The organism is Peribacillus sp. NPDC058002 (genome assembly GCF_042886655.1).
GTDB lineage: Bacteria > Bacillota > Bacilli > Bacillales > DSM-1321 > Peribacillus > Peribacillus aracenensis.
Map to the genome: position 1 here is coordinate 1 of NZ_JBHVQU010000282.1, position 4,263 is coordinate 4,263.

The window sequence follows — 4,263 nt, forward strand, 5'->3', positions numbered from 1 at the left end:
TTTCTGCGTTAAACCATTTTACTTTACCTTGTTCCATTGTTGTTGCCTCCTAGTGTGAATCCACACATTGTGTTACTACCCTTGCTCAATCATTAGACGAAAAGTTTTTCACTTATCAATCTTCCCGAACAAAAATAATTCTTTTTAAATATAACAGATAATGTCGGAATCTGCAAGCTAACAAAGGAAGATTATTTATGTACACAGGCAATGGATAAATCTTGATACCCAATATTTTCCACCTGGGTGTGCTTGCCGTGACATTACATTGACCCTAAAAACACGGAATATTTTCGAAAAAAAGAATTCAAGTTAATCAATCGCAAGTTGTAGTTGTGGACATCTCATCTACAAATTTTTCCGATTTATGACGCATTCCTAATACGGTCATCCCAAAAGACTTGGCGATTTTTAAGTTTCCTGTCCGATTTTTCCAGAAAAGAACTCATTCAAATTTTGGTTTATTATGAGTTTTCACCCCCTGCATCATTCTTTTCCGAAACATTCGTAAGTTTCGATAATATTTTAAATGGGACAGCGAGTGCTTAACAATCTTGCTATAATACTAGTAATCAATGGAATGGGGTGTATTCATGAACGTGAAAGACATATATGGACAGCTGCCTACTATTGAATCAAAACGCTTGGTAATGAGGAAAGTCACCATGAATGATGCCGAAGACATGTTCACTTATGCATCCAACAGTGAAGTTTCCCGTTATGTCACATGGGAAGCTCATCGTTCCCTAAGTGATACAAAAGATTTTATCCGATTTATCCTACAAAATTATGAGGATAATAAAATTGCTCTATGGGGCATAGAACACAAGCATAGTGGTAAGTTGATTGGTACGATTGATTTTGTTACATGGCAGGTTGATCATCATAGTGCAGAAATCGGATATGTGCTTGCACCCGAATATTGGGGGAGTGGCTTGATGACGGAGGCAGCTCAAAAGATAATCGCTTTTGGCTTTGAAAATATGAACCTAATTCGAATACAAGCACGGTGCTTCGTTGAAAATTTGGGTTCAGAGCGAGTCATGCAAAAGTCTGGCATGTCTTTTGAGGGAATCATAAGAAAAGGAATGTTTGTTAAGGGAAAGCATCAAGACCTAAAGCTATATTCCATCATAAAATGATGGCTGTGAAGTCAGCTGATCAAAGAGATAATAAGGAGATATACATCGGCTTTGAAAGCCTGAATTTCTGTTCATGATAATTATAAATATGGGAAAATCAAAAACAAACAATATGTGCAAATATTGAATAAAAAACTATACAAAACGTCTAATGAAAAAAGTCGATTTGAAAAATATAATGAAACTATGAAATCGTGTTGAAATGGAGGGTATATTAATGGCAGTTATCAATGATGTAGAAACGTTGAAAAATTATATCGGTGGCAAATGGGTGGAGTCCACAACTTCGAAACATGAACAAGTGCCTAATCCGGCAACAGGGGAAGCATTGGCAATCGTTCCCCTTTCAACAAAGGAAGATGTAAACCAAGCGGTGCAGGTTGCTAAAAAGGCTTTTAAAGAATGGAAAAAGGTGGCCGTTCCAAAAAGAGCTCGCTACTTATTCCGTTACCAGCAATTATTGATAGAACATTGGGATGAGCTTGCAAAGCTGGTCACTATCGAAAACGGAAAAAGCTATACAGAAGCATATGGTGAGGTTCAGCGTGGGATTGAATGCGTAGAGTTCGCAGCAGGTGCGCCTACATTGATGATGGGCAGTCAGCTACCTGATATTTCCCCAGGCATTGAATCTGGCATGTATCGGTATCCAATGGGTGTCGTTGCCGGGATTACACCGTTTAATTTCCCGATGATGGTGCCATGTTGGATGTTCCCGCTGGCAATAGCTTGTGGAAATACGTTTATCTTAAAACCTTCAGAACGGACACCGCTTTTAGCCAACCGTCTTGTGGAATTATTGACAGAAGCTGGAGTTCCAGATGGGGTTGTCAATATTGTCCATGGAGCCCACGATGTTGTGAATGGGATTTTGGAACATGAAGACATTAAAGCGGTATCATTTGTGGGATCCCAGCCTGTCGCAGAGTATGTATACAAAACGGCAGCTGCCAATAAAAAACGTGTCCAGGCTTTATCAGGAGCGAAAAATCATTCAATCGTCATGCCTGATGCGAATTTGGATAATGCGGTAACGAACATAACGAATGCCGCTTTCGGTTCTGCAGGCGAGCGCTGCATGGCTGCATCAGTGGTTGTTGCGGTGGGGGAAGTGGGAGATTCGCTCGTTGAGAGATTAAAGGCTGCAGCGGATGATATCAAGATTGGAAATGGAATGGATAAGGACGTTTTCCTGGGACCAGTGATCCGTGATACTCATAAAAAGAGAACTGAACAATATATTGAAATCGGGGAAAAAGAAGGAGCTGTCCTCCTTCGTGATGGCAGGCATGAAGGCGATCAGGAAAATGGCTATTACGTTGGACCGACCTTATTTGATCATGTGAAAACAAATATGAAAATTTGGAAGGATGAAATTTTTGCCCCTGTCTTATCCATAGTACGGGTTAATACCCTTGAAGAAGCAATCGAATTGACCAATCAATCCGAATTTGCCAATGGTGCCTGCCTCTATACGGATAGTGCAAAAGCCATCCGGGAATTTCGCGAAGAAATTGATGCAGGTATGCTTGGTATTAACCTTGGGGTACCCGCGCCAATGGCATTCTTTCCATTTTCCGGATATAAAAGTTCATTTTATGGAGATCTTCATGCCAATGGGAAAGACGGCGTTGAATTTTACACTAGAAAGAAAATGTTAACGGCAAGATACTGATAGGAAATTGGGGGTCGACACAAATTGTGGTCGGCCTTCATTTATAAATTATTTTAGGAGGAGTGTACCTTATGCAAGTTGAAAAACAGGGTCAGGATCTTAAAGCGATGGATGGTAAATATGTATGGCATCATATGAAAGGGGCTGAATCCAGTCCTGGAGCAATGGTGATCAAAAACGGGCAAGGAGCATGGATAACGGATGTTGATGGGAATCGTTTCCTGGATGGGATGTCAGGTTTATGGTGTGTCAACGTTGGGTATGGCCGCACGGAATTGGCTGATGCGGCTTACGAGCAGCTGAAGGAACTTCCTTATGCCCCTTTAACGAATAGCCACATCCCGGCCATTAAGCTAGCAGAGAAATTAAATGAATGGCTTGGTGGGGATTATGTGATTTTCTTCTCTAACAGCGGTTCGGAAGCGAATGAGACTGCTTTTAAAATTGCGCGGCAGTATCATCAGCAAAAAGGTGAACATGGACGTTATAAATTCATTTCCCGTTATCGCGGCTATCATGGAAATTCAATGGGCGCCCTGTCAGCCACCGGGCAGGCACAGCGAAAATATAAATATGAACCACTCGCCCCAGGATTTCTTCATGTATCACCGCCAGATTCTTACCGAAATCCAGAGGATGAAAGCGGAGAAAAAAGTGCAGCGGAAATTGAACGGACCATTACATGGGAGTTGAGCGAAACGGTGGCTGCGGTCATCATGGAACCAATCATCACTGGGGGCGGAATTTTGATGCCGCCTGATGGTTATATGAAACGTGTCAAGGAAATTTGTGAGAAAAATGGTGTCCTTCTCATTTCGGATGAGGTCATTTGCGGGTTTGGCCGTACCGGTAAGAAGTTCGGATTTATGAACTATGATGTAAAACCAGACATCGTAACAATGGCTAAAGGAATCACTAGCGCTTACCTGCCATTATCCGCTACAGCAGTCAAACGTGAAATTTATGAAGCGTATATTGGCTCAGACGTTTATGACCGCTTTCGACATGTAAATACATTTGGCGGCAATCCGGCTGCCTGTGCCCTTGCTTTGAAGAATATTGAAATATATGAAAATGAAAAACTTATAGAACGGTCTAAGGAGCTAGGCCTACGCTTTCTGCAAGAGTTTGAAGAAATCAAATCTCACCCGAATGTTGGGGATGTACGTGGCAAAGGTTTGTTGGTAGGCATTGAACTAGTGGAAGATAAACTTACAAAACAACCGATCGAACTTACCAAAATCAATAAAGTGATTGCATCATGCAAAGAAAAGGGTCTGATCATAGGTAAAAATGGTGATACAGTAGCAGGTTTCAATAATGTCCTGACCCTTGCCCCCCCACTTAGTATAACTGAAGAGGATTTTTCATGCATCATAACGTCTGTAAAGCGAACGCTAGCGGAACTATGAAAATAAGGTGATGGCAAAAAACTGAAAATTCAAC

The 4,263-nt window shown here is 41.4% G+C and carries 3 protein-coding genes; all 3 read left to right on the plus strand.

Annotated features, from left to right (window positions below):
• The first annotated feature begins 593 nt into the window (after window positions 1–593).
• The 3 genes from ACFVSH_RS23510 (at window position 594) to ACFVSH_RS23520 (ending at window position 4,229) form a co-directional block, all read left to right on the plus strand.
• Window positions 594–1,142, plus strand: a complete 549-nt coding sequence (locus ACFVSH_RS23510) for a GNAT family N-acetyltransferase (RefSeq protein WP_387708126.1) — start codon at window positions 594–596, stop codon at window positions 1,140–1,142.
• Between the two features lie 217 nt (window positions 1,143–1,359).
• Entirely contained in the window at window positions 1,360–2,817 is a 1,458-nt protein-coding gene (locus ACFVSH_RS23515; RefSeq protein WP_387708128.1) for a CoA-acylating methylmalonate-semialdehyde dehydrogenase, read from the plus strand.
• 71 nt (window positions 2,818–2,888) lie between these two features.
• Complete coding sequence (locus ACFVSH_RS23520) at window positions 2,889–4,229, plus strand: aspartate aminotransferase family protein (RefSeq protein WP_387708129.1); 1,341 nt, start codon at window positions 2,889–2,891, stop codon at window positions 4,227–4,229.
• The last annotated feature ends 34 nt before the right edge of the window (window positions 4,230–4,263 follow it).